This is a genomic window from Dactylosporangium darangshiense, from assembly GCF_039537565.1.
In the GTDB taxonomy this organism is placed as follows: domain Bacteria; phylum Actinomycetota; class Actinomycetes; order Mycobacteriales; family Micromonosporaceae; genus Dactylosporangium; species Dactylosporangium darangshiense.
The window spans coordinates 249,548-272,828 of sequence record NZ_BAABAT010000009.1 but is presented as its reverse complement, the minus strand read 5'-3'; the positions used below and the strand labels follow the sequence as shown (position 1 = coordinate 272,828).

Here is a 23,281-nt window from a genome sequence, read left to right as displayed (position 1 = left end):
ACCGTTGCGACATTGCGCACTCACCGCAAGCTTCGATCCGTCCCGTCCGCGCACACCGCGGTTGATGGTGGGCTTGAACGGGGTCGGCGCGGCGGCAGGTGGCTCCCACCGGGCGTCACTGCCTACCGCAGCACGGCAGCCGCCGCGCCAGCCGCCCACAGCTACTCCTCGACGAGCACGCGGACGTCCCAGGCGCCGAGCTCGACCTGGCCTCCGGCCGGGACGGGCTTGCCGGACAGCACGTCGCGGCAGTCCACCGGCGCGGCGACGGCGGCCGGCGTCCACGACCAGTTGTGCAGGAACCGCAGCCGCCGTCCGCCGGCGGCGGTGGCGCCGGTGCAGGTGACGGAGGCGGGCAGGCCCCGCCAGGCGGCCCGCGCGGGCGCCGCCCACTGCATCAGGGCCGTGGCGAGGGCAACGTTGGGGACCGTACCGACGTGGGTGATCCGGCCCTTGCCCGCCGCGCGGGTGGTGACGGCGGGCCAGCGGCCGAAGTGCGGGTGCCGGTAGGTGGCCAGGACGGTGGCGTCGGTGGCGTGCAGCCCGTCGACCCAGCGGGTGGCGGCGGCGCCGGCGGGTGCGGCGAACCGGCTCGGGTCGGCCGAGGTCACCTCGATCGGCGTGTGGACGGTGCTGAACTCGTCGTACCAGACGCCGGCGGCCGCGCTGAGCCGGGCCGGCATCCGGTCGGCGCGGGCGCGGGCCTCCTCGTCGGCGTAGCCGGTGCGCGGGCCGAGGATGAGGTGGCCGCCGGCCAGGGCATAATCGCGCAGCAGGTCCAGGGCTTCGTCGCCGGCGACGTAGAGGCCGGAGGCGACCATGACCGGGTGCCGGCGGGCGAGCGCCGCGGGATCGCCGAGCTGGGCGGTGTGCAGGACGCGGACCTGCAGGCCGGCGTCGAAGGCGCCGCGGTAGAACGGTTCGACGAGTCCCTGGTACGCGCGCTCGTCGGGCGTACCGTCGGGGTGGGACAGCGCCGGGTACCGCTGCATGATCCAACGGGTCGGCATGTCGAACACGACGGCGACGTCGGCGTCGGGGGTCAGGTCCGCGACGAGGTCGCCCGCCATGCGCAGCTCACGGCCGAGCTCGGCGAGCTCGGTGTAGGTGCGCCCGGGGCGGCCGCTGTGCGGCAGGATGCCGCCCCAGTACGTCTCGGTGCCGAAGTGCAGCGTGTGCCAGTGCCAGTAGCCGATCATGCGGGCGCCGCGGGCGACGAGGGCCCAGGCGGCCTGGCGCCACTGCCCGTCGTAGGCGGGGCGGCTGTCCCACGAGAAGCCGATGCTCGACGCGTTGGTCTCGGTCACCAGGAACGGCGCCTGCTTCGAGGAGTACATACGGTCGGCGCTGAGGTACAGCGCCCAGGTGCCGTCCGTCGTCCACGTCTGCGTCGGTGTGCGCTCGTCGGGCACGGCGAGGCCGTCCTGCATGACGTAGTAGGCGTTGCCGGCGGTCACGTCGAGGTGCTCCGACAGGCGCCGGTCGTCGTAGGCCGGGCGGTCGTAGGCCAGGCAGGTGGTCACGAACTGCTCCGGCGTGGCGTACTCCCGGACGACCTCGGCCTGCCAGGCGATGAGCTCCTCGGTCTGCAGGGCCTGGAAGCGCCGCCAGGCCAGCTCGTACTGCGGCTGGGCGTTGCCGTCCGGCCGCCACAGGTCGGACCAGGTCGACAGGCGGTGCGACCAGTAGACCAGGCCCCACTCCTCGTTGAGCCGCTCGACGGTGCCGTAGGTGTGGCGCAGGTGGTCGACGAAGCGCTGGAACACGGCGTGGTTGTGCAGCAGCTCAAGGCCGGGCTCGTTGTCCACCTGGTAGCCGATGACGGCCGGATGCCCTGCGTAGCGGGCGACGATGCGGCGGATGACGCGCTCGGCGTGGTACCGGAAAGCGGGGTGGGTGAAGTCGGCCTCCTGCCGCGCGCCCCATGCGATGGGCCGGCCGGTGCCGCGCTCGCCGGCGATCTCCGGGTGCAGGCGGGCCAGCCACGGCGGGACGGCGTAGGTCGGGGTGCCGAGGATGACCGCGATGGCACGCTCGTGTGCGCCGTCGAGGACCGGCTCGAGCCAGTCGAGGTCGAACCGGTTGTTCTCCGGTTCCCAGGTCGACCACACCGACTCGCCGACGCGGATGACGGTGAAGCCGGCGTCGGCCATCCGGTCCAGGTCGGTGTCGAGGCGTTCGGCCGGCCGGTACTCGTGGTAGTAGGCGGCGCCGAACAGGACGGTCGCGGGAAGTCGTGGTGCCATGTTCTTACTCCTTGACGGCGCCGGCCGACAGGCCCGACTGCCAGAAACGCTGCAGCAGGACGAAGGCGGCGATGAGCGGGATGATCGACAGCAGCGAGCCGGTGACGACGGAGGCGAGCAGGTCGGCGTTGGCGCCGCTGCCGCCGACGGCCTGCGCCGACCAGGAGCTGAGGCCGACCGTGATCGGGTAGTACCGCGGGTCGTTGAGCATGATCAGCGGCAGGAAGTAGTTGTTCCAGGTGGCCACGAGCGTGAACAGCAGCACCGTCACGAACCCGGGGGCCAGGCTGCGCAGCGTGACCTTGAAGAAGATCGCGAGCTCGCCGGCGCCGTCGATGCGGGCGGCCTCCAGGACGCTGTCGGAGATCGCGTCCCGGGCGTACACCCACATGAGGAACAGCCCGAACGGGCTCACCAGCGACGGCAGGATGACCGCCCACGGCGTGTTGACCAGCCCGACCTTGCTGAACAGCAGGTAGGTGGGAATGGCCAGCGCGGTGGTCGGGACCATGATCGTGCCGAGCACGCTGCCCAGCAGCGCGCGGTGGCCGCGGAAGACGTAGCGGGCGAAGCCGTAGCCGGCGAACGTGGCCAGCGCCGCGGCCCCGGCGGAGCTGACGGCCGCGTACAGCAGGCTGTTGAGCAGCCAGCGGGCGTACTCGCCGTGGTTGTGCGTGAACGTCGCCCGCACGTTGTCGAAGAAGGCGAAGTCGCGGCCGAACCACAGCCCGAACGTGGAGAACAGGTCGCCCGTGGTCTTGGTCGCGGCGACGACGAGCCAGAACAGCGGGAAGACGAAGTAGGCCAGCAGCGCCAGCATGGACAGGGTCAGCAGGTTGCTCTTGCGCCGCGGCCGGCTCATCGGCGGCCCCTCCGTCCGGTGGCGGCCAGCACGATGTACGACACGACGAGGATGACGAACCCGAGCAGGAACGACACGGCGGCGGCGTAGGGCACCTGCTGGGAGGTGAAGGCCAGGCTGTAGGCGTAGAGGTTCGGGGTGTACGCCGAGCTGATGACGGTCGGCGCGAGGCGCTGGATCAGGTTGGGCTCGGCGAAGAGCTGGAAGCTGCCGATGACGGAGAAGATCAGGCACAGCAGCAGGGCGGGCCGCAGCGCCGGAATCTTGATGTGCCACGCGATCCGCCACGCGTTTGCGCCGTCGACCTTGGCGGCCTCGTACTGCTCGGCGGGTACAGTCCGCAGCGCGGCGTACAGGATGATCATGTTGTAGCCGACAAACTCCCAGGTGACGATGTTGCCCAGCGCCGGCAGCATGAGCCCGTCGCCGAGCAGGTCGGGCGCGGCGAACCCGAGCCGGTCGCCGAGCTGTGCGAGGGGCCCGAAGTCCGGCCCGTACAGGTAGCCCCACATCAGCGTGGCCACGACGCTGGGCACCGCGTACGGCACGAAGATGCCCAGCCGGATCGTGTTGGCCAGCCGCAGCAGCCCGCTGTCGATCGCGAGGGCGGCGACCAGGGCGATGAGCAGCATCGTGGGCACCTGGATGAGGAAGAACAGCGCGACCCTGCCCACGCCGCCGATGAGCCGCTCATCGGCGAGGGCCCGCGCGTAGTTGTCCAGCCCGACGAAGACGGTGCCGCCGACGAGCTGGTCCTTGAACAGGCTCAGGTAGGCGGCGTAGCCGAGCGGCAGCAGGAACAGCAGCAGGAAACAGGCGAGGAACGGGGCGACGAAGACGTATCCGGCGCGGCGGTGCGCGGTGCGTACGGTCATGGCGAGGCTCATTTCACGACTGGAGGTGCGGCGCCTCCCGCCCGCGGCGGCGCGGGAGGCGCCGGCGGGTTCAGCCCGCGGCGACGGTGAAGCCCTGGTCCTTGGCGTAGGTCGTCAGGCGGGACTGCCACTGATCGGTGGCCGCGGCGACGTCGCCCTTGTCGGCGAGGGCCTTGCCGGCCGTCTCCGTCCAGTCCTTCACCGACTGGTCCAGGAACGGCGGCCACTGGAAGCCCTGGTCGACGGTGCCGCTGATGTCGGCGAAGAGCTGGTTGACGGCCTGGTCGCCGAAGAACGCCGACTTCTGCCCGGCGAAGGCGGGGTCGGACAGCAGCGCCTTCGTCGCCGGGAAAAAGTTCTGCACCGAGTTGAACAGCTTCGTCGAGTCCGGGTCGGTGTTGAGGAACTCGGCGAACTTCGCCGCGGCGATCGGGTTCTTCGTGCCCTGGATGACCGCGGTCGTCGAGCCGCCCCAGTTGCCCGACGCCTGCTTGCCGGCGTCCCACTGCGGCAGCGGGGCCGCGCGCCACTTGCCGGCGGTGCCCTTCGCGCTGCCGCTGAGGAACACCGGGCCCCAGGCCGCGGTGAGCCAGGTCGCGTACTTGCCGGAGTTGAAGCCCTGGAACCAGTTGTCGGTGAAGTCCGGGTCGGTGCTGACCACGCCGTCCTTGGCCAGGCCGCCCCAGTAGCCGGCGACCTTCTTCGACGCGGCGTCGTCGACGGCCAGGCCGACGGTGGTGCCGTTCACGCTGTACGGCCGCGATCCCGCCTGCCACATCAGGCCGTGCCAGCCGGCGGTCTCGTTGGCCGACATGTTCGTGAGGAACACGTTGGGGTCGGCGGCGTGCAGCTTGCGCGCCGCGGCGGCGAACTCGTCCCAGGTCTTGGGCACGGTGATGCCGTACTTGTCGAAGATGTCCTGCCGGTACAGCATGCCCATCGGGCCGGTGTCCTGCGGGTAGGCCAGGATCTCGCCGCCCGGGCCGGTCACCTGGCTCCACGTCCAGTCCACGAACTTGGACCTGTTGTCGGCGGCGCCGTACGGGCGCAGGTCGACGAGGCTCTTGGTGATGGAGAAGGTGGGGATGTACTGGTACTCGATCTGGGCCAGGTCCGGAGCCCCCGTGCCGGCCTTGAGGGCGGTGCGCAGCTTCGTGTAGGCGTCGGTGCCCTGCCCGACGTTCTGGACGTTGACCTTGATCGCCGGGTACTTCTGCTGGAAGAGCGCCACCTCCCGGTCGATGTTCGGCACCCAGGTCCAGAACGTCAGCGTGGTCGGTGTGCTCATCGCCTTGTCGATGTCGGCCTGCCCGACCGGAGCGGTCGCGGCCGCGCCCGGGCCCGACGACGATCCGGTGCAGCCGGACAGTGTGACGGCCGCCAAGGTCACGGCCACTGTGAGCGCTAACAACTTGCGGCGGTTAAGCTGATGCGTGGAAGTCCACATGGGAGATCGTTCCTCCGAACGGAACCGACGGCGTCTCGGCGCGTCGGTGCGGCTCCCGCGGCAACGGGAGTGATGATGGCTTCTGCGTCGGCCGCGCCCCGTCTGGCGGCGCGGCCGGCATTCTTGCTGCCGAGCGGTCAGACCGCCGACGTGCCTCCCTTCCGCGGCGACGGCGGTGCGGTGGAGTCACGCAGCACCAGCCGATGCACGTGCTTCGGTGGCGGCGCCGGCGGGGTGTCCGGCGCGTTGAGGAACTCGACCAGGTAGCCGAGTCCCGTGGCGGCCAGCTCGGCGTTGTCGGAGCTGACCGTCGTCAGCGGCGGCCACACGTGCGCGGCGATGGGGATGTCGTCGAAGCCGGCGACGCTCACGTCGCCGGGCACCGACCGGCCGGCCGCGTGCAGCGCGTGGATCACGCCGATGGCCATCTCGTCGTTCGCGGCGAAGATCGCCGTGACGTCCGGGTCGCCGGCGAGGGCCCGGGCGAGCTCGAAGCCGCTCGCGGCGGTCCAGTCACCTTCGAGCAGCGGCGGTACCTCCGCGCCGGCGGCCACCAGGCTGTCGTGCCAGTTCTGGCGGCGTTCGCGGGCCGCCCACCAGCGCTGCGGCCCGGCGATGTGGTGCACGGTGCGGTGTCCGAGGCCGAGCAGGTAGCGGGTCAGCTCGGCGGCGGCGTCGCCGCCCTCGGCCGCGTGGACGGCCAGCACCGTCGGCGCGTGCACCACCGGTGCGGCGCCGAGGGTCAGCACCGGCACGTCCACCGTGAGCGGCTCTCCCCCGTCGTCGACCGGCTCGGACAGGATGACCGCGTCGACGCCCTGCACGAGCAGGTTGTCCACGGCCGCCGCCAGCCCGCTGGCGTCCTCCTCGAACGTGTTGGCGATGCTCAGCGAGTAGTTGATCCGCCGGGCCTCGCGTTCGAGGGCCACGAGCAGCGACGACGGGCCGAAATGCGCCGTGCCCAGCGACACCACGCCGATGCGGTGGGTCCGGCCGGTCAACAGCGCCCGGGCGGCGCCGTTGGGGCGGTAGCCGAGCTCCTGGGCGGCGGCGAGGACCCGCACGCGGGTCTCCTCCGTCACGTTCGGCTCGTTGTTGAACACCCGGGACACCGTCTTCTGCGACACGCCGGCCAGGCGCGCCACATCGGTACCGCCGGGGCGGCGTCCCCGCCCGTTGACCACGTCCACGATCCCTCCAATCGATGCCATGTCTACGTAGTCACCCCTGGAAAGTCAAGCCCTTGACTTTGGTTCGATGTCTACGTAGACATGGCGCCTGACTGCGTAGTCATCCCGAACTCTTACCGCCGCATCACGGAAGAGAACGCCCATGACACCGAGAAGACTCGGCACGGCACTCGTCACCCTCGCCGCAGCAACGACGCTGCTGAGCGCGCCGGCATCCGCCTACACCCCCACCGGCGGAGTCATCTACCAGCTCCCCGACACCCAGGCCTGCCTGAAGGGCCGCGGCAACTGCGCGATCTACCCGAAGGCGGCTCAACTGCCCGGCGGGCGGCTCGTCGCATCGTTCGAGAAGGCGACCGTCGTGGCCGCCACCGGCGGCGCGACCGGGGAGACCCTGCCGGTGTACAAGAGCGACGACAACGGCGCCACCTGGCAGGCGCTGTCCGAGGTGAAGGCGCCGGCCTACCTCGCAAGCGATCCGCAGGTCGCGAAGTACACCAGCAACTGGACCAACCCGTACCTGTACGTGCTCCCGCAGGCCGTGGGCAACCTGGCGGCGGGCACGCTGCTGCTGGCGAGCATCGTGTCCGGCGAGGACGCCTACTACACCGAGCACAAGGCGGCCGACCCGAACTGGACGCCGAGCAACGACGGCGACCGCCGGGACCTGGCGCTCGCGCTGTACTCCAGCACCGACCAGGGCGCCACGTGGGCCTTCCGCAACATCATCGCCACCGGCGGCTGGCAGGGCGGCAGCGCCGGCGCACCCGGCGCCAACGTCGCGGCCGCGAACACCTACCGCCAGGTCGACCCCGTCTGGGAGCCGTACCTGATGGTCTACAACGGCCAGCTCGTCGCCTACTACTCCGACGAGAACGAGTACACCGGCTACAACGCCCAGACCGGGATCCCGGCCCTCGACCCGGCCAACACCACCGCCGCCGACCCGATCAGCCAGGTCCTCGTGCACCGCACCTGGAACGGCACGAGCGCGGCCTGGAGCGCACCCGTCATCGACGTGTCCGGCCTCACCGGCCAGACGCTCGGCGGCGGCCGCCCCGGCATGGCCAACGTCGTGCCGACGGCCGACGGCAAATGGATGCTCACGTACGAGAACTGGGGAGGCGGCGGCGACAACGTCCGATACAAGATCTCCACGAGCCCGCTGAACTTCTGGAGCGTCGGCGGCAACACCGGCACCGGCGTCACCTCACTGCCGGTCGCCGCGGGCTCGCACGGCCTCGCGACGGGCGGCAGCCCGGTCCTGGTCCGCCTGACCGACGGCCGCCTGGTCTACAACGCGGCCGGGAGCGGCAACGTGTGGGTGAACGCCAGCGGCCGCAGCGACGGCGTGTGGACGGAGTTCCAGACGACGGCGCCGGGCGCGTACAGCCGCAACCTCACCTACGTGCAGGGCACCGGCCGCATCGCCGTCCTCGCCAACCGCGGGGTGTCGACGATCGTGTACGCCGAGGTCGACCTCGGCAACTCGGCCGGACCGTACCACCGCATCGTCAACCGCAAGACCGGCCAGGTCATCGGCACCGGCGGCCACGTCAACGACGCCAACCTCGGCAACGCCGACGTGCCCGACGTGGCGCTCGAGGCGGCGGGTGCGGCGACGAACGCGGACACGCAGTACTGGCGCGTCATCGGCAAGCCCGACGGCGGCGTGACGCTGCTGAACAAGTCCGGCGGGCGGGCCGCGGCGATCTGGGGCGGCAACGCCACCGCCGGACAGCGCATCGGCCAATGGGTCGACAACACCGCCGCCGGGTTGTGGCGGCTGGTGACGACCGCCGACGGGTACCTGCGCTTCATGTCGGCGGCCAACCCCGCCGTCTACCTGACCGGCGCGTCGGCGGGCGCACCGCTGACGCTGCAGAACGCGGCCACCGACGGCTCGCAGGACTGGCAGCTCGTCGGCTTCGACGGCAGCGCCGGCCTGAGCACCCCGCTGGTCGGCGCGGCGTCGGGCCGCTGCCTGGACGTGCTGTACGGCACCACCGCCAACGGCACCCAGCCCGGCGTCTGGGACTGCAACGGCGGCGCCAACCAGCGCTGGAACCTCAACGGCCAGACGCTGCGCGCCCTCGGCAAGTGCCTGGACGCCCCGACCGGCGCCACGGCCGGCACGAAGGTACAGATCTGGGACTGCAACGGCGGCACGAACCAGCGCTGGAACCTCAACGCGAACGGCACCGTCAGCAGCGTGTCGTCCGGCCTGTGCCTCGACGTCAACGCCAACCTCACCGCCAACGGCAGCGCCGTGATCCTGTGGACGTGCACGGGCGCCGCGAACCAGCGCTGGACCCCGGCCTGATCGATCAGCAACGCGTGCGGGGTCCGGGCAGACCCACTGCCCGGACCCGGTCACGCGGGCCGCCGGCCGCGGATGCCGGCCAGCTCGACATGAGCGGTCCGCACTGTCAGAGGGTGAAGCGCAGGCGCGAGGGCTCTCCCTGGTCGAGGCGGGCGACGTGCTCGGCGAGGTTGATGCAGTCGCTCAGCGCCGCGCCCGCCGACAGGCGCTCCACGACCCGGGCCTCCGCCGCCATCACCTCGGCGGCCGCCGTGAGCCGGGTCTGAGCCGTGGCCGGGTCGAGCACCACGATGCCGTCGTGGTCGGCGATGACGATGTCGCCGCCGTGTACCACCACGCCGCCGCACGACACCGGCTCGCCGACCTTGGCCGGGCGCAAGGTGGTGCCGGCCATCGGGGTGATGTGGCGGCTGTACACCGGCAGCGGGCACCCGGCAACGTACCGCAGGTCCCGATAGCCGCCGTCGACGATGATGCCGGCCAGGCCCTTGGCCAGGGCGGCGCGGGCGAACAGCTCGCCGGCCAGCGCGGTCTCCCGGCCGCCACCGTCGACGACCAGCACGTCGCCGAAGTTGGCGACGTCGATCGCCTGGATGACGCCGAGGAAGTCGTCGCGGCAGCGCACCGTCACCGCCGGGCCGCACAGCACCGGGTTGGCCGAGCGGCATTGCAGCGCCGGCGACATGACGCGGGTGTCGCGGGCGGTGTCGCAGATGGCGGTGGTGTCGACCTCGGCGGCGAGGCGACGGACGGCGTCGAGATCAACGGTCACAACGAGGACCGTACCGCGGGCATACTGTCCGGCGTGGACGCGGACCTGGGGTGGGCATGAGCGACGCGCGGATCGGGCGGATCGCGGACAAGCTCGCGGCGGCGCGGGCCATGACGATGCCGCCGCCGGACGCGTTCGGCCGCCGCAGGGGGATCCGGACGTGCCGCCGTTCTGATGCCGGCTGCCGTTCCGGAGGCGTTTCTGAAACGCGACAGTACGGCCGGGGAGACCCGGGCGTACCCATATCTTGATCCGATGCCGACCGAGTTCCTCCACGACGACCACATCCTGATGCTCGACGGCCGCGTGCTGGACATCTTCCACCGCGGCATGCGCGAGCCGATGCGGTTCCACGTCGCGTTCATGGGCGTCTATGTGAAGCCCCGCGGCGACGTGTACAAGGTGCAGGTCGGCACCCTCGTCGGCAAGGACGTCATGGGCGGGGTGCACCTGAACATGGACGCGTCGACGTTCGAGCGGTTCCGCCAGTTCATCGCCCTGGCCACCGCGGCACGGGACGGCGCGCCGAACCCTTAGCCGCGGCTTCCGGCCGGGGTCCGGTACAACCGGCCGACGGCGGCGATGTCCGCCTCATTGAGGCCCGATATCGCGGCCCGCTCGTACATCCCGCGCACCGTGTCCGCCACCGGCAGGTCGGCGCCGGACTCGCGGGCGACCTCGATGGCCAGGGCCGCGTCCTTCGCACCGAGCACCGTGCTCCACCAGCCCTCCTCGGCGCCGGTGAGCAGGTCCTCGAAGCGGTTCTGCAGGCCGGGTCCGACGAGCGGGCTGACGCCGAGCAGCTCGCGCAGCTGGTCGTCGCGCAGGCCGCCGGCGCGGCCGACGGCGAAGGACTCGGCCAGGGCGACGACCTCCGACAGCAGCAGCATGTTGGTGGCGAGCTTCGCCGCGATGGCCAGGGCCGGGGTGTCGTACAGCCGGACCGTCCCGGACAGCGAGGAGACCAGCGGGCTCACCCGGTCCAGCACGTCGCGGTGGCCGCCGGCGAGCAGCGTCGCGGTGCCGCTGCCGACCGCCGCCGGGGCGCCGATGATCGGCAGCGCCAGGAACCGCTGCGGGAAAGCGGCGGCCAGCTCCGTGCTGAGTGCCGGCGACACCGTCGAGCAGTTCACGTACACCGTTTCCGGGCCGATGACCGGGCGCAGCTGGCCCAGCGCCACCGAGCGCACGGCTTCGTCGTTGGCCAGCATCGTGACCACGGCCTCGGCGCCGCGCACGGCGTCGGCGACGGCGCGCTCCTCCCGGGCACCGGCGTACACCATCTCGGTGGCCTTGCCCTCCGTGCGGTTCCAGACGGTCACCCCGTGCCCGGCGCCCAGCAGCCGGCGCGCGATCGAGCGGCCCATGTTCCCCATACCGAGTACCGCGATGTCCATGGCGGCGCTCTACCCGCCGCGCGCGGCCTTACGCGCTGAGGAGGTCCAGGTCCAGACCACACCATGGCGGCGAAGATTAGTGCAGTCGCAGTGCAAATAGAAGGTAGCGCCGAAAAACTTGCAGCGTTAGTTTGGACGCCATGAGCGCGACCCTGTCCCTCGCCGCGATCCTCGCCGAGTCGGCCCGGCGGTACCCCGGAAAGATCGCCGTCGTGGACGGCACCCAGCGCGTGACGTACCGCGACCTCTGGCACGAGGCGCTGACGTGCGCGTCCGCCCTGCACGCGCTCGGCGTGCGCCCCGGCGACCGGGTGGCCCTGCAGATCCCCAACGTGGTGGACTTCCCGCGGGCCTACTACGGCGCGCTCGCCCTCGGTGCCGTCGTCGTACCCGTCCACCTGCTGCTGACCGCCGACGAGGCGGCGTACACCCTGAAGGACAGCGGCGCCCGCCTGCTGGTCTGCCACCCGAGCCAGGCCGCGATGGGCGCGGCCGCGGCCGAGGCGGCCGGCATCCCGGTCGTCGCGCCGGCCGACCTGCTGCAGGCCGAGCCGCTGCGCTCCTACGCCTCGCGGGCGCCGGAGGACCCGGCCGTCGTGCTCTACACCAGCGGCACCACCGGCGAGCCCAAGGGCGCCGTGCTCACGCACCTCAACCTGGTCATGAACTCGATGGTCAACGTGTTCGACGCGAACGACGCGCGCAGCGAGGACGTCGTGCTCGGCTGCCTGCCGCTGTTCCACACGTTCGGCCAGACGGTCGGGATGAACGGCGCCTTCCGCCTCGGCGCCACCCTCGTCATGCTGGCCCGCTTCACCGGCGAGGCCGCGCTGGAGCTCATGGTCCGCGAGAAGGTGACGGTCTTTCACGGAGTGCCGACGATGTACCTCGCCCTGCTCGCCGCCGCCGAGGGCCGCAGCGAGCTGCCGCGCCTGCGGCTGTGCATCTCCGGCGGCGCCGCGCTGCCCGTCGCCGTGCTAGAGAAGTTCAACGCCGCGTTCTCGACGTCCATCTTCGAGGGGTACGGCCTGTCGGAGACGTCACCGACCGCCACCACCAACCAGCCCCACTTCGGCACGCGCGCCGGCACCATCGGCCACGCGGTCTGGGGCGTCGAGGTCGAGATCGCCCGGCCGGAGATCGAGGAGCGCATCGAGCTGCTCCCCGCCGGCGAGCTCGGCGAGATCGTCATCCGCGGCCACAACGTGTTCGCGGGGTACCTCAACCGCCCCGAGGACACCGCCCAGGCCATCGTCGACGGCTGGTTCCGCTCCGGCGACCTGGGCACGAAGGACGAGGACGGGTTCATCACGATCGTCGACCGCAAGAAGGACATCGTGATCCGGGGCGGGTTCAACGTGTACCCGCGCGAGGTCGAGGAGGCCCTGGCCCGCCACCCCGGGGTCGTGCAGGTCGCCGTCATCGGCGTGCCGCACCCGGTGCACGGCGAGGAGATCTGCGCCGTCGTCGTCGCCGACGGGACGCTCACCGCCGAGGAGCTGATCGAGTGGTCGAAGGAGCGCCTCGGCCGGCACAAGTACCCGCGCGAGGTCCGCTTCACCGACGCGCTCCCGCTGGGCCCCAGCCACAAGGTCCTCAAGCGCGAGCTACGCCGGACCTTCAGCCTCTAGTCGCGGATGGCGAGGTCCAGGGCCATCGCGAGGTCGACGGCCTGGTCCGCGGTGATGATCGCCGAGCGCAGCTCCACCACCCGCGGGTCGAACGCGGTCAGGATGCTGCGGCGAAGGTCGGCGCCGGCAAAGTCGGCGCCGGCCAGGCGGGCGTTGGCGAGGTCCACGCCGGTGAACACCGCACCGCCGCAGCGGGCCGCGCTCAGGTCCGCGCCCGTCATGCGCAGGTCCGTGAACTCGGCGAGGGTCAGGTCGGCCCCCGCCAGGCGCACGTCCGACCAGTCGCCGCCGGTCACGACGGTACCGCTGAACGAGCACCGGTCGAACACGCTCCCAGCCAGCCGGCAGCCCTCGAGCTCGGCGTCGAAGAAGTTGCACCCGCTGAACACGCAGTCGACGAGCTCGACCTCGCTCAGCCGCGCGCAGTTGAACCGCGCGCCGACGAACTCGCAACGGTGGAACGCCGACTCGGCGAGCACCGCCTCGGTCAGGTCCGCGCCGTCGAAGCGGGCGTCGGCGTGCTCCAGGCCGCGGTTCTCGCCCGCCAGCCAGTCCAGCTTGACCGCTCGCCGCTGCGCTCGTCGGGTCGCCATGCCCCAGTATGGTTCGGCCCGCTCGCGCGGCGATCGGCGGGCTCCTCATGCGCAGAGGGAGCAGCGGGCAACGTGAGCGCCGGATGAACACCGGCGGTCGACTCGGCCGGCAGCCGGAATCCCTTGCCGCACGGGCATTTCGGGGCCGCCCGGTTGTGAGATTCTCTCGCCGTGGACAGCGAGGAGACCGAGCAGGCCACCGCCATCGTCATCGGGTTGTTCGCGCATTTCGTCACGGGCGTTGCCTACGTCGCCGGCGTGTTCCTCCTCTCGCCGCCCGACGCCGAGCTGGACGCGCTGGGCTATGGCGTCCGGCCCGCGATCGGCGCCGAGATCGCGATCCTCATCGGCGTCGGGATCGCCGCCTGGGTGTTGTCGGGGCGTGGGCGCTCGGATCTCTCCACGCGCCTGTGGCTCGGGTGGGGCATCGGCATCGCGGGGTTCTGCTGCCTGTCGTGGTACATCCTTGCCGGCTCATCGTTTCCGCTGTCTTAAACCCCGATTAGAAGCGTTCCGGGCGCGGGTGACGGCGTCTACGATTCGCGCGTGCTGCGTCGACTGATCATGGGCAAGCGCGTATTGGCCGGCCTGCTGGCCGCGGGGCTCGCCTTCACGGCCGGCTGCTCCGGCGACGGCGGCACCCCCGGTGCATCCGGCAGCGCGGGCGGCTCGCCGTCGGCTGGGCAGGCTGGGCAGGCTGGGCAGGCGGACGGATCCGGCGACGCCGGGCTGGGCGCGCAGGGCTCCGCGGCGCCGTCGGGCGCTGCCGCGCCGAAGGCGCCGGCTACGGGGTGGGTCCCCGTGGATCAGGCGGCGTGGAAGGCGCAGGTCGACGCGTACAAGGCGCTCGCGATCGACCCGGTGCCGGCCGGCGTGGGGAACCTGCCGGAGTTCCGGGCCGACTGCCAGTACAGCCACTCGGCGGCGGACGACCCGATCGTCTTCCCCGGGCTGCCGGGCGCATCGCACATGCACTCGTTCGTCGGCAACAAGGCCACCGGCGCCGGTACCCAGGTCGGCGACCTGCAGAAGTTCACGGCGACGACCTGCAAGCCGGTGCAGGACCACTCCGCCTACTGGGTGCCGACGCTCTTCGACGCCGCGACCGGCAAGCCCGTGGAGACGACCGGGTTCCGGGTGTACTACCGGTCGCTGATGAGCAACTCGAGCGGGCAGATGCCGATGCCGACCGGGCTGCGGATGATCGCCGGGGACGCCAAGAAGACGCAGCCCACGCCGCGCGGGGCCAAGGGGCAGTTCTACTGCGCGTTCTACGGGCCCGGCGACCTCGACGGGATCGCGCGCAGCAGCAACGGCAACTGGCCGATCTGCGGCGGCGACGCGACGCTGCACTTCATGCTGCAGTTCCCGGACTGCTGGGACGGCAAGAACCTGGACAGCCCCAACCACAAGGACCACGTCGCGTTCGGGTCCGGCAACGCCTGCCCGGCCAGCCATCCGGTGAAGATCCCGGCGATCACGTTCGACATCCAGTACGGCGCCAAGGGCACGACCGCGGGGTACTACCTGTCCTCCGACCCGACCGGCAAGAGCGCCTCGTCGATGCACGGCGACGCGTTCGTGGTGTGGGACGTCGACACCATGAACAAGCGGACCAAGGACTGTGTCCAGCAGCGGCGGACCTGCGACAACAACGGGTACCAGAAGTAGGCGTACCGTTTCGGCATGGTGACGCTGGACGAGGCGGCCGAGCTCGCGCGCCGGCTGCCCGAGACCGTCGAGGACGAGCGGCGCGGCAACCGCAGCTGGTCGGTGCGCGGGAAGGCGTTCGCGTGGGAGCGGCCGTTCAGCAAGGCCGACGTGAAGCGCTTCGGCGACGCCGAGCCGCCGGCGGGTGACATCCTCGCGGTCATGGTCGCCGACCTGGCCGAGAAGGAGGCGGTGCTCGCCGCCGGCCGGCTGGGCTTCTTCACGATTCCCCATTTCGACGGGTACTCCGCGGTGTTGATCCAGCTCCAGGAGGTACAACCGCGGGATCTCGAGGAAGCCCTCGAGGACGGCTGGCTCTCGCGCGCACCGCAGGCTCTCGCCGACGCATACCTCGCCGCGTAACGCTGGAGGTAGGGGGACGACCAGACCGGGCGAGGAGGTCTGCGATGGGTAGCGAAATGCCAGTGGTCGTCGGCGTCGACGGGTCGCCGGAGGGACAGCGGGCCGTCGAGTGGGCGGCCAAGGACGCCCTGCACCGCCAGAAGGCGCTCCGCATCGTGCATGCGTACGTGTGGCCGACGATGTACGCGCCGATCGCCTCGCACGTGGCGGCGCCCTACGAGTCCGGGATGCAGGAGGCCGCCGCGGAGATCCTGAAGGAGGCCGAGGAGCGGGCGCGGGTCGGGGCGCGAGGGCTGCAGATCGAGACGCAGATGCCGGTCGGGCAGCCGGCGGCGTCGCTCATCGCCGCCTCGGAGCCCGCGTCGGTCGTGGTCGTCGGCAACCGGGGGCGCGGCGGGTTCGCCGGGCTGATGCTCGGCTCCGTCGGGGTCGCCCTGGCCGCGCACGCCGCGTGCCCGGCCGTCATCGTGCGCCGCGCCGATCGGCCGGCCGGGCTGGAGGCGGGGCGGATCGTCGTCGGCATCGACGGGTCGCACGAGGCCGAGCGGGCGCTGGAGTTCGGGTTCGAGGAGGCGGAGTTCCGCGGCACGGGGCTGACCGCGCTGCACGCCTACGACCGCGACGAGGAGCAGCGCGGGCTGGTGGAGACGACGAGCCGCTGGGCCGAGAAGTACCCGGACGTCGACGTGCGCTACCACGGCGTGCACGGCCGGCCGGCCGAGGCCCTCGCCGACCGGTCGGCGGGCGCGGAGCTGCTCGTCGTCGGCTCCCGCGGCCGGGGCGGCTTCGCGGGGCTGCTGCTGGGCTCGGTGAGCCAGGCCGCCATCCACCACTGCGCCTGCCCGGTGGCCGTGGTCAAGTAGGCCGTCAAGGAGGCGGGTCAGGGCACCAGCACCGCCGCGCCCGAGTAGCGGTCCGCGTCGAGGTCGGCCAGCGCCCGGTCGGCCTCGGCGAGCGGGTAGGCGGTGGTGGTGACCCGCAGCCGGTGGTGCGCGGCCAGGGCGAGGAACTCGCGGCCGTCGTGGCGGGTGTTCGCGGTGACGCTGCGCAGGCTGCGCTCCTGGAACAGGTGCTCCTGGTAGTGCAGCGGCGGGATGTCGGTGAGGTGGATGCCGGCGACCGCGAGCGTGCCGCCGCGGTCCAGCGCGGCCAGGGCCGGCGGGACCAGGGTGCCGACCGGGGCGAAGAGGATCGCGGCGTCCAGCGGCTCCGGCGGGGCGTCGCCGACGGCGGACGCGGCGCCGAGCGACAGGGCCAGCTCCCGGTCCTCCGGCGAGCGGGTGACCACGTGGACGGTGGCGCCCTCGGCGATCGCGACCTGCGCGACGAGGTGGGCCGAGGCGCCGAAGCCGTAGATGCCGAGGCGGCCGCCGGGCGGCAGGTCGGCGCGGCGCAGCGCCCGGTAGCCGACGATCCCGGCGCACAGCAGCGGCGCGACCTCCTCGTCGCCGTAGCCGGCCGGCAGGCGGTAGACGTAGGCGGCGGGTGCGACGCAGAACTGGGCGTAGCCGCCGTCGGCGTCCCAGCCGGTGTACCGCGAGTGCGGGCACAGGTTCTCCGCGCCCCGCCGGCAGTAGCGGCACACGCCGTCGGTCCACCGCAGCCAGGCGACGCCGACGCGGGTGCCCGGCGGCGGGTCGGTCACCGCGGCGCCGGTGCGCTCGACGGTGCCGACGACCTCGTGGCCGGGCACCGTGCCGGGGCGGTGCGGCGGCAGGTCACCCTCGGCCAGGTGCAGGTCCGTGCGGCAGACCCCGCAGGCGCGCACCCGGACGAGGATCTCGTCGTCGGCCGGCTCGGGCACGGGCAGGCTCACCCGCTGCAGGGGATGGGTCGCGATCGGGCCGGGCCGCTCGACCCGCCACGCCGTCATCGTCTCCATGCGGCGATTGTTGCCCGCGATGGGCGACCTCAGACGTCAGGGGCACCGGCAATGTCGTTATAGCGATAGACGGAAAAGACGAAATCCGGGCACACGACCTGGCAGGCGGTGCAGCCGGTGCAGCCGTCGTGCAGCACCGGATAGCGGTATCCCTGCTCGTTCACCGCGGCCGACATGCTCAGCACGTCCGGCGGGCAGGCCGCGATGCACAGCTCGCAGCCCTTGCAGCGCTCGACGTCGATGACCAGCGTGCCGCGTGCGGTCCGGGCGCTCACGAGTCGCTCCCTTCGACCACCCGGGCGGCGTCCGCCCACGCGTCGGGCGATCTCTCACCCGGCGGGAAGACGCCGCGGCGGCGCAGGGCCGCGACGGCGTTGTCGGCGGTGAGGCGCAGGTGGGCCAGGGCGGCTTCGCCGGCGGCGTCGGGGTCGCCGTCGCGGATGGCCACGTACTCGGCGTGCAGCGCGGCCCGCTCCTCGGCGAGGGCGTCGTCGATGGAGAAGCGGGCGGCGACCGGTACCAGGCCGCTGAAGGTGCGCAGCAGCGCCCGCAGGTGGCTGCCGGCCCCGGCGACGTTGACGACGCGGCGGAACTCGCGGGCCAGCGACTCGTACTCGTCGGGGCTGTCGCAGCGGCCGAGGGCCTCGTCGAGCTTGCCGAGCGCCTCGAGCATGCCGGGGTCGCGCCGGCGTGCGACGCGCCGGTTCGTCAGGGCGCTCAGCATGCCGTACAGCTCGAACGCCTCCCGGATCGTGGCGTCGTCGAAGTCGGCGACGTGCGCGCGGCGGTAGTGCGCCCGCTCGACGAGGCCGTCGCGCTCGAGCTGGATGAGGCCCTCGCGGACCGGCACGCGGCTCACGCCGAGCTCCTCGGCGATCTCGTCGAGGTCGACGCGCTGTCCGCTGCGCAGGTCGCCGGCGAAGAGGCGGCGCAGCACGTGTGCGGCGACGGCCTCGCTGGTGTTGGCGCGCTCGAGCTTCACGGTGTGACCAGCTCCCCCAGGCGGTAGGTCTGCTCCATGGTGCCCTGCTGGTATTCGGGGCCTTCGGCGGTGGGCACGAACCAGCCGGTCGGGCACATGGTGAGGATCTCCACCAGCGAGAACCCGCCGCCGTCCAGCTGCGTCTGGAACGCCTTGCGCAGCATCCGGCGGGTCTGCAGGACCGCGCCGGCGGTGGAGACGGCGCCGCGGGCCACGTAGCCGACGCCTTGCAGCCCGGCGACGAGGTCGGCGACCGGGATCGGGTAGCCGTGCGCCTGCGGGTCGCGGCCGTCGATGCTGGTCTTCGTGCGCTGCCCGAGCACGGTGGTGGCGGTCTGCTGCCCGCCGGTGTCGCCGAACACGCCGTTGTTGAGCATGACGCAGGTGATGTTCTCGCCTCGGGCGGCCGCGTGCAACACCTCCTGCAGGCCCTCGTTGGCCATGTCGCCGTCGCCCTGCAGGGTGAACACGGCGACGCCGGGGCGGACCCGCTTGATGCCGGTCGCGCACGCCGGCGCCCGGCCGTGCAGGCACTGCAGCACGTCGACGTCCATGATGCGCACGAAGCTGCCGTAGCAGCCGTGGCCGACGACGCCGATGGTCTTTTGCACGATGTCGAGCTCCTGCAGTACCTCCAGCAGCACCCGCAACGCGACGGGCTCACCGCAGCCGGGGCACAGCGAGTGCTCGCCGAGGATGAGGCTCGGCTTGAAGTCGGCGACCTGCCGGGCCGGCCGGTCCGGGGGACGAGTCGTGTCGATGGTCTGTGAACTGTCGGCGGTCATAGCGCGTCCAGGATGCGTCGGCGGATCACGGGTGCGTCCAGCAGGGGCCCGTAGGACAGGCCGGACTCGGCGATGCTGACCCCGCCGACGAACCGCACCGCGCGCCGGTCGTGGGCGTGGATGCGCACGTCGTCGAGCATCTGCCCGGCGTTGAGCTCGAACACGAGGACCCGCCGGGCGGCGCGGGTGGCGGCGGCGAGGGCTTCGCCGGGGAAGGGCCAGAGGGTGATCGGGCGGAACCAGCCGATGTCGTACCCCTCCCCGCGCAGCTCCCCCACGACGTGCTCGACGAACTTGGCCGCGGAGCCGAACGACACCACGACGGTCTCGGCGCCGTCGACATCGGACTGCTCGTGCCGCGCCTCGAGCTCGCCGATGCGCTCGAACTTCTCGGCGATCGCCCGCCAGTGCCCGTCCGGCCCGGGCCCGGGGTCGGTGGCCTTGCCCATCGCCCAGGTCCACACCTGCCGGCTGCGCCCGGTGCCGCCGCCGGTGCCGTCCAGCGCCCAGTCCTTGGCCGGCAGCGCCCCGAAGTCGCGGGCCTCGATCTCGACGCCGACGCGGGTCTGCGCCAGCAGCGGGTCGCCGTAGAGCATGACCGGCGCGCGGTGCTTGTCGGCGAGGTGGAACAGCAGCTGCGTGTGCTCGACCGCCTCCGGGATGTCCTTGGGCGCGAGGGTGATGGTGCGGTAGTCGCCCCACCCGCCGCCGCGCGTGGCCTGGAAGTAGTCCTGCTGGTTGCGGGCCAGGTTGAACACCACGAACGGCGTCTCGTTGAGCGCGGCCTCGGCGATCGCCTCCTGCATGAGCGCGATGCCTTGGCCGCACGAGCCGGTGGCGGCCCTGGCCCCGGCAGCGGCGGCGCCGAGGGTCATGTTCACGCCCTCGATCTCGCTCTCCGCGTTGAGGCACACCCCGCCGGCCGCCGGCATGCGCCGGGACATGTGCTCCAGCAGGCCGGTGAAGGGCGACATGGGGTACCCCGCGAAGAACCGGCATCCGGCGGCGATCGCGGCCTCGGCGATCGCTGCGCTGCCTTCGAGCAGCTCCAGTGTCATACGGCCACCCCCTCGATGGCCGCGGCACCGGCCTGCAGCGCGCGTTCGTTGGCGGCGGCGTGCTGGCGGCGGTACGGCGGCAGCAGCTCCCCCATCGCCTCCACCAGCGACTGCGCCGCAACGAGCCGCGTCAACGCGTTGTACGCCCCCAGCAGCACGAAGCCGATCGCGTTCGGCGCCTCGGCGGCCCGCGCGGCGCCGCTCGCGTCCACGGCGAACACCCGCAGGTCCGCCCGGAACGCCTCCGGGTCGACGAGCGGCGTGTTGGCCACCACGAGCGCGCCGGTGCGCAGCCGCTCCTCGACGCCCTCCGCGTGGCGGTGGTGCGCGAAGATCGCCGACCAGGCCGACGGCAGGATCGGCAGCGCCCGCAGCGGGGCGTCGCCGATGACGACGCCGGCCTTGGAGGGGCCGCCGCGCATCTCCCCGCCGTAGTCGGCGGCGAGCATGGCGTAGCGGCCCTCGCGGGTCGCGGCGAGCGCCAGGGTCTTGGCGAGCAGCTGGATGCCCTGCCCGCCGATGCCCGTGACGAGCACCTCTCGCTCCATGGGGCGCCTCCTGCCGTAGACCTTGACGCGGTTTGAATATTGAATACAAAATCTGATCCAAGCGTCAAGGGAGGTCGGACATGCGGGCTTTGGTTCTGCGCGGCTTCGGCGACGCGGCCGTCGAGGACGTCCCCGACCCGATACCCGGGCCCGGTGAGGTCGTGATCGACGTCGCCTGCGTGCAGCCGAGCGTCACCGAGTGCATGCTGCTGGCCGGTGCCCCGGTCGCCATGCACGACACCCTCGCCAGACGCCTGGTCGCCGGGCCGACCCGATTCGGCGGGCACGAGTTCGCCGGCGTGGTCGGCGTCGTCGGCCCGGGCGTCGACCCGGCGTGGAAAGGCGCGCGGGTGACCGCGGTGGAGACGGCCGCGTGCGGGCGCTGCGCCGCCTGCCGGCGCGACCGCCCCGACGCCTGCCCCTCCCCGGCGGTACTCGGCTTCACCGGTCCGGGCGCGTTCGCCGAGCAGGTCAGGGTCCCGGCCAAGACCCTCGTGCGCGTGCCCGCCAAGGTCGACGCCGCCGAGGCCGCCGCGGTGCAGCCCCTCGCCGGCGCGATACACGGCCACGCCGCCGCCGGCGTCCGCCCCGGCGACGCGGTGCTGGTCATCGGGGCGGGCGTCATGGGGGTACTGCACGTGCAGGTCGCCCGCCACGGCAACGCCGGCCTCGTCATGGCCACCGGCCGCAGCCCCGCCAAGCGCGACCTCGCCGCGCGGGCGGGCGCCGACCTCGTCATCGACGCGGCCGACGACGTCGCCGCGGCGGTCCTCGAGGCCACCGACGGCATCGGCGCCGACGTGGTGTTCGAGTGCGCGGGCGAGGGCACGTTCGAGCTCGCCGCCCGCTGCGTGCGCCGCGGCGGCACCATCGTCATGGTGTCGGTCCTGCCGGCCGGCGCCCCGGCCCCCCTCGCGCTGCTGCGGGAGCGCTCGGTCGCGCTGCTGCACCCGCGCTCCGGCGCCGGCGGGTACGCGCCCGGCAGCGGCGCGTTCGAGCACGCGCTGCGCCTGGTCGAGCGCGGCGACGTCGACGTGGCCGCGCTCATCAGCCACCGCCTCGCCGGCATCGAGGCGCTGCCCGAGGCGCTCGCCATCACCGGGGACAAGCGGCGGTACGGCGCACTGGGCCCCGCGCAGGTCGACGTCTTCGACTGGGACCGCGCATGAGCCTGCTGATCGGCGACATCGTGATCACGGCCGCGCGCACCGCCCCGGGCGCGCTCGCCGCCACCCTCGGCCCCGACGCGCTGACCTTCCGCGACCTGGACGTCGCCGCCGACCGCGCCGCCAACGCCCTGACCGGCCTGGGGGTGCGCCGCGGCGACACCGTCCTGTGGTGCGCGGGCCCGACACTGCGCTCGCTCGCGGCGTTCGTCGCCTGCGCCCGCGTCGGGGCCGTCTTCGCACCCGTCAACCCCGCCCTGCCGGGCGCCGAGCGGGACCGCATCCGCTCCTATGCGGACCCGAGGCTCGTGCTGTCCGATGTGGAGTTCACCGGCCCGGTGCTGCCGCCGGCCACGCTGGACGAGGGCGCACCCGGCTTCACGGTGCCGCGGCCGCTGTGCGACACGGACCCGCACATCCTGTACCTCACCAGCGGCAGCACCGGCACCCCGAAGGGCGCCCTGGTCAGCCACCGGGCCAGCTGGCTGCGCGCGGCGCCGGGCGGCGGCACGTTCACCGCCGGCCTGCGCGGCGACGGCGGCGTGGTGTGCACCTTCCCGCTGTACCACTACGGCGGCTGGCACTACGTCATGGAGGCCTGGCAGCACCGCACCGCCGTGCACCTGGTCCGCCGGGCCGACGCCGCCGACATGATCGACGTGGTACAGCGGCGCCGCCCGACGGCGCTGTACTGCATCCCGGCGGTGTGGGAGCGCCTGCTGGAGCCCGAGCACCGCCGCGCCGACCTGCGCTCGCTGCAGCACGCCGACACCGGCACGTCCAGCGTCGCCGCCGACCTGGTCGAGCGCATCAAGGCCCGCCTGCCCGGCACCACGACGACGATCCTGTACGGCTCGACGGAGGCCGGCCGCATGGCCGCCCTGCACGACTGGGACCTGGACCGCAAGCCCGGCAGCGTCGGGCGCCCCGCCACCCCGAACGCCCTGTGGCTGGACGCCTCCGGCGAGGTCTGCACCAGCGGCCCGGCGGTCATGAACGGATACCTGGGCGCGGCTCCCCTGGACGGCGTGTACCGCTCCGGCGACCTCGGCCGCCTCGACGAGGACGGCTACCTGTACCTGACCGGCCGCAACCGCGAGGTGATCCGCACCGGCGGCGAATCGGTCGGCCCCGCCGAGGTCGAGCACGCCCTGCGCGACCTGCCGGGCATCGTCGACGTCGCCGTGGTCGGCCTGCCCGACCCGCGCTGGGGCGAGCTGGTCTGCGCCGTCGTGGTTTTGCCGCCGGGCGCCGCGGCCCCGACCGTCGACGACGTCCGCGCCCACGTGAACGGCCGCCTGGCCTCGCACCAGCGCCCGCGCCGGGTCGCGGTCGTCGACGCCATCCCGCGCACCCCGGCGACGGGCCAGATCCAGCGCTCCCGACTGCGCGACCTCCTGCAACGGCCGTCGCCGTAACGCACTGACGGGGCCCGGCTCACCGGCCGGGCC

At 72.7% G+C, this 23,281-nt stretch carries 23 protein-coding genes; 9 read left to right on the top strand and 14 right to left on the bottom strand.

The features are described from left to right. Nucleotides 1–161: 161 nt before the first annotated feature. From ABD901_RS19745 to ABD901_RS19725, 5 genes are all read right to left on the bottom strand, one after another. A complete protein-coding gene (locus ABD901_RS19745) occupies nt 162–2,246 on the bottom strand; it encodes a beta-galactosidase (protein WP_345128552.1) in 2,085 nt (694 codons plus the stop codon). 4 nt (nt 2,247–2,250) lie between these two features. Then, on the bottom strand, nt 2,251–3,108 hold the full coding sequence (locus ABD901_RS19740) for a carbohydrate ABC transporter permease (protein WP_345128551.1): 858 nt from the start codon (nt 3,106–3,108) through the stop codon (nt 2,251–2,253). Continuing rightward, entirely contained in the window at nt 3,105–3,983 is an 879-nt protein-coding gene (locus tag ABD901_RS19735; RefSeq protein WP_345128550.1) for a carbohydrate ABC transporter permease, read from the bottom strand. The genes ABD901_RS19740 and ABD901_RS19735 overlap by 4 nt, the downstream gene beginning before the upstream one ends. Nucleotides 3,984–4,053: 70 nt before the next feature. Beyond that, nucleotides 4,054–5,373 carry an ABC transporter substrate-binding protein gene (locus ABD901_RS19730; RefSeq protein WP_345128549.1) on the bottom strand — a complete coding sequence of 440 codons (1,320 nt, stop codon included), beginning with the start codon at nt 5,371–5,373 and terminating at the stop codon, nt 4,054–4,056. 194 nt (nt 5,374–5,567) lie between these two features. Next, on the bottom strand, nt 5,568–6,641 hold the full coding sequence (locus ABD901_RS19725; RefSeq protein WP_345128548.1) for a LacI family DNA-binding transcriptional regulator: 1,074 nt from the start codon (nt 6,639–6,641) through the stop codon (nt 5,568–5,570). A gap of 121 nt (nt 6,642–6,762) precedes the next feature. Between ABD901_RS19725 and ABD901_RS19720 the strand changes: the two genes are divergently transcribed. Next, nucleotides 6,763–8,943, top strand: a complete 2,181-nt coding sequence (locus ABD901_RS19720) for an RICIN domain-containing protein (protein ID WP_345128547.1) — start codon at nt 6,763–6,765, stop codon at nt 8,941–8,943. A gap of 106 nt (nt 8,944–9,049) precedes the next feature. On the opposite strand, the gene ABD901_RS19715 is transcribed toward ABD901_RS19720, so the two are convergent. Continuing rightward, entirely contained in the window at nt 9,050–9,715 is a 666-nt protein-coding gene (locus ABD901_RS19715; RefSeq protein ID WP_345128546.1) for an RraA family protein, read from the bottom strand. Between the two features lie 255 nt (nt 9,716–9,970). On the opposite strand from ABD901_RS19715, the gene ABD901_RS19710 reads away from it, so the two are divergent. After that, nucleotides 9,971–10,252 (top strand): hypothetical protein, encoded by a 282-nt coding sequence (locus ABD901_RS19710; protein WP_345128545.1) that lies wholly within the window; start codon nt 9,971–9,973, stop codon nt 10,250–10,252. Here the strand turns inward: ABD901_RS19710 and ABD901_RS19705 are convergent. Beyond that, nucleotides 10,249–11,112 (bottom strand): NAD(P)-dependent oxidoreductase, encoded by an 864-nt coding sequence (locus ABD901_RS19705; protein WP_345128544.1) that lies wholly within the window; start codon nt 11,110–11,112, stop codon nt 10,249–10,251. The two genes, ABD901_RS19710 and ABD901_RS19705, sit on opposite strands and share 4 nt — an antisense overlap. Nucleotides 11,113–11,252: 140 nt before the next feature. Between ABD901_RS19705 and ABD901_RS19700 the strand changes: the two genes are divergently transcribed. Further along, complete coding sequence (locus tag ABD901_RS19700; protein ID WP_345128543.1) at nt 11,253–12,743, top strand: long-chain-fatty-acid--CoA ligase; 1,491 nt, start codon at nt 11,253–11,255, stop codon at nt 12,741–12,743. Here ABD901_RS19700 and ABD901_RS19695 read toward each other — a convergent pair. Continuing rightward, the gene (locus ABD901_RS19695) at nt 12,740–13,336 is read right to left on the bottom strand and encodes a pentapeptide repeat-containing protein (RefSeq protein ID WP_345128542.1); all 597 of its coding nucleotides are present in this window, start codon (nt 13,334–13,336) and stop codon (nt 12,740–12,742) included. The two genes, ABD901_RS19700 and ABD901_RS19695, sit on opposite strands and share 4 nt — an antisense overlap. A 171-nt stretch (nt 13,337–13,507) precedes the next feature. On the opposite strand from ABD901_RS19695, the gene ABD901_RS19690 reads away from it, so the two are divergent. The 4 genes from ABD901_RS19690 to ABD901_RS19675 are packed head-to-tail and all read left to right on the top strand — an operon-like array spanning nt 13,508 to nt 16,272. Beyond that, on the top strand, nt 13,508–13,831 hold the full coding sequence (locus ABD901_RS19690) for a hypothetical protein (RefSeq protein WP_345128541.1): 324 nt from the start codon (nt 13,508–13,510) through the stop codon (nt 13,829–13,831). A gap of 51 nt (nt 13,832–13,882) precedes the next feature. Continuing rightward, entirely contained in the window at nt 13,883–15,007 is a 1,125-nt protein-coding gene (locus ABD901_RS19685) for a DUF1996 domain-containing protein (RefSeq protein ID WP_345128540.1), read from the top strand. 15 nt (nt 15,008–15,022) lie between these two features. Beyond that, nucleotides 15,023–15,409: an MmcQ/YjbR family DNA-binding protein gene (locus ABD901_RS19680; protein WP_345128539.1), complete on the top strand. Its 387-nt coding sequence runs from the start codon at nt 15,023–15,025 to the stop codon at nt 15,407–15,409. 44 nt (nt 15,410–15,453) lie between these two features. Then, a complete protein-coding gene (locus tag ABD901_RS19675) occupies nt 15,454–16,272 on the top strand; it encodes a universal stress protein (protein ID WP_345128538.1) in 819 nt (272 codons plus the stop codon). A gap of 17 nt (nt 16,273–16,289) precedes the next feature. On the opposite strand, the gene ABD901_RS19670 is transcribed toward ABD901_RS19675, so the two are convergent. Genes ABD901_RS19670 through ABD901_RS19645 form a run of 6 tightly spaced genes read right to left on the bottom strand, consistent with a single transcriptional unit; the run spans nt 16,290 to nt 20,664 of the window. Then, the gene (locus ABD901_RS19670) at nt 16,290–17,291 is read right to left on the bottom strand and encodes a zinc-binding alcohol dehydrogenase family protein (RefSeq protein WP_345128537.1); all 1,002 of its coding nucleotides are present in this window, start codon (nt 17,289–17,291) and stop codon (nt 16,290–16,292) included. A 29-nt stretch (nt 17,292–17,320) separates the two neighbouring features. Further along, a complete protein-coding gene (locus tag ABD901_RS19665) occupies nt 17,321–17,566 on the bottom strand; it encodes a 4Fe-4S dicluster domain-containing protein (RefSeq protein ID WP_345128536.1) in 246 nt (81 codons plus the stop codon). Beyond that, on the bottom strand, nt 17,563–18,273 hold the full coding sequence (locus ABD901_RS19660; RefSeq protein WP_345128535.1) for a GntR family transcriptional regulator: 711 nt from the start codon (nt 18,271–18,273) through the stop codon (nt 17,563–17,565). The genes ABD901_RS19665 and ABD901_RS19660 overlap by 4 nt, the downstream gene beginning before the upstream one ends. Beyond that, nucleotides 18,270–19,058, bottom strand: a complete 789-nt coding sequence (locus tag ABD901_RS19655; RefSeq protein ID WP_345128534.1) for a thiamine pyrophosphate-dependent enzyme — start codon at nt 19,056–19,058, stop codon at nt 18,270–18,272. Before ABD901_RS19655 ends, ABD901_RS19660 begins: the two co-directional genes overlap by 4 nt. Continuing rightward, complete coding sequence (locus ABD901_RS19650; protein WP_345128533.1) at nt 19,055–20,116, bottom strand: hypothetical protein; 1,062 nt, start codon at nt 20,114–20,116, stop codon at nt 19,055–19,057. The genes ABD901_RS19655 and ABD901_RS19650 overlap by 4 nt, the downstream gene beginning before the upstream one ends. Beyond that, nucleotides 20,113–20,664 carry a 2-oxoacid:ferredoxin oxidoreductase subunit gamma family protein gene (locus ABD901_RS19645; protein WP_345128532.1) on the bottom strand — a complete coding sequence of 184 codons (552 nt, stop codon included), beginning with the start codon at nt 20,662–20,664 and terminating at the stop codon, nt 20,113–20,115. Before ABD901_RS19645 ends, ABD901_RS19650 begins: the two co-directional genes overlap by 4 nt. An 80-nt stretch (nt 20,665–20,744) precedes the next feature. On the opposite strand from ABD901_RS19645, the gene ABD901_RS19640 reads away from it, so the two are divergent. Together ABD901_RS19640 and ABD901_RS19635 are read left to right on the top strand one after the other, a co-directional pair. After that, nucleotides 20,745–21,833, top strand: coding sequence for a zinc-dependent alcohol dehydrogenase (locus ABD901_RS19640; RefSeq protein ID WP_345128531.1), 1,089 nt, complete (start codon nt 20,745–20,747; stop codon nt 21,831–21,833). Next, on the top strand, nt 21,830–23,248 hold the full coding sequence (locus tag ABD901_RS19635) for a class I adenylate-forming enzyme family protein (protein WP_345128530.1): 1,419 nt from the start codon (nt 21,830–21,832) through the stop codon (nt 23,246–23,248). Before ABD901_RS19640 ends, ABD901_RS19635 begins: the two co-directional genes overlap by 4 nt. The last annotated feature ends 33 nt before the right edge of the window (nt 23,249–23,281 follow it).

Bases quoted from the DNA above. Each gene is read 5' to 3' on its own strand.
- ABD901_RS19745 (WP_345128552.1), bottom strand. From the start codon at position 2,246: ATGGCACCACGACTTCCCGCGACCGTCCTGTTCGGCGCCGCCTACTAC.
- ABD901_RS19740 (WP_345128551.1), bottom strand. From the start codon at position 3,108: ATGAGCCGGCCGCGGCGCAAGAGCAACCTGCTGACCCTGTCCATGCTG.
- ABD901_RS19735 (WP_345128550.1), bottom strand. From the start codon at position 3,983: ATGACCGTACGCACCGCGCACCGCCGCGCCGGATACGTCTTCGTCGCC.
- ABD901_RS19725 (WP_345128548.1), bottom strand. From the start codon at position 6,641: ATGGCATCGATTGGAGGGATCGTGGACGTGGTCAACGGGCGGGGACGC.
- ABD901_RS19720 (WP_345128547.1), top strand. From the start codon at position 6,763: ATGACACCGAGAAGACTCGGCACGGCACTCGTCACCCTCGCCGCAGCA.
- ABD901_RS19710 (WP_345128545.1), top strand. From the start codon at position 9,971: ATGCCGACCGAGTTCCTCCACGACGACCACATCCTGATGCTCGACGGC.
- ABD901_RS19705 (WP_345128544.1), bottom strand. From the start codon at position 11,112: ATGGACATCGCGGTACTCGGTATGGGGAACATGGGCCGCTCGATCGCG.
- ABD901_RS19700 (WP_345128543.1), top strand. From the start codon at position 11,253: ATGAGCGCGACCCTGTCCCTCGCCGCGATCCTCGCCGAGTCGGCCCGG.
- ABD901_RS19695 (WP_345128542.1), bottom strand. From the start codon at position 13,336: ATGGCGACCCGACGAGCGCAGCGGCGAGCGGTCAAGCTGGACTGGCTG.
- ABD901_RS19680 (WP_345128539.1), top strand. From the start codon at position 15,023: ATGGTGACGCTGGACGAGGCGGCCGAGCTCGCGCGCCGGCTGCCCGAG.
- ABD901_RS19675 (WP_345128538.1), top strand. From the start codon at position 15,454: ATGGGTAGCGAAATGCCAGTGGTCGTCGGCGTCGACGGGTCGCCGGAG.
- ABD901_RS19670 (WP_345128537.1), bottom strand. From the start codon at position 17,291: ATGGAGACGATGACGGCGTGGCGGGTCGAGCGGCCCGGCCCGATCGCG.
- ABD901_RS19655 (WP_345128534.1), bottom strand. From the start codon at position 19,058: ATGACCGCCGACAGTTCACAGACCATCGACACGACTCGTCCCCCGGAC.
- ABD901_RS19650 (WP_345128533.1), bottom strand. From the start codon at position 20,116: ATGACACTGGAGCTGCTCGAAGGCAGCGCAGCGATCGCCGAGGCCGCG.
- ABD901_RS19645 (WP_345128532.1), bottom strand. From the start codon at position 20,664: ATGGAGCGAGAGGTGCTCGTCACGGGCATCGGCGGGCAGGGCATCCAG.
- ABD901_RS19640 (WP_345128531.1), top strand. From the start codon at position 20,745: ATGCGGGCTTTGGTTCTGCGCGGCTTCGGCGACGCGGCCGTCGAGGAC.
- ABD901_RS19635 (WP_345128530.1), top strand. From the start codon at position 21,830: ATGAGCCTGCTGATCGGCGACATCGTGATCACGGCCGCGCGCACCGCC.